Here is a 556-nt window from a genome sequence, read left to right on the forward strand (position 1 = left end):
GCCGCTGTTCGTGCTGATGGGGCTTCTGGTGACCGTCTCGAAGGTCGGCAAGGATACGTTCGACGTGTTCCAGAAGCTGATGGGGCGGATCACGGCGGGGCTCGGCATCGCGACCGTGTTCGCCAATGCCGTCTTTGCCGCCATTACCGGGGTTTCTATCGCCTCCGCCACGGTCTTCAGCCGGGTCGCCGTGCCGGAAATGACGCGCCATGGCTATACCGCCAAATTTGCCACCGGCGTGGTTGCCGGCTCGTCCGTCCTCGGCATGCTGATCCCGCCGTCATTGCTGATGGTCGTCTATGCGGTGCTGGCCGAGGAATCGGTGGGCCGGATGTTTCTCGCGGGCGTTGGCCCGGGCATCCTGCTCGCCATCGCCTTCTCGGCCACCATATTCCTGCTGGCATGGCTGAAGCCGGATTTCGTCTTCACGGCGGAAAAGCCGGTGCTGGAGGAGGAGGACATCGGCTGGCTGGCGCTCGTTCGAAAGGCTGTGCCGATCGTCTTCCTGATGGTTCTGGTGCTCGGCGGTCTCTATGGCGGGTTTCTGAACCCGACG

General features: G+C 63.5%; 1 protein-coding gene. It reads left to right on the plus strand.

What is annotated here, in order from left to right; genetic code table 11:
• A partial coding sequence (locus B4E36_RS05475; RefSeq protein ID WP_345900080.1) for a TRAP transporter large permease subunit occupies positions 1 to 556 on the plus strand: 556 nt, incomplete at both ends.

The sequence above is a fragment of the Martelella sp. UBA3392 genome (genome assembly GCF_002358775.1).
GTDB lineage: Bacteria > Pseudomonadota > Alphaproteobacteria > Rhizobiales > Rhizobiaceae > Martelella > Martelella mediterranea.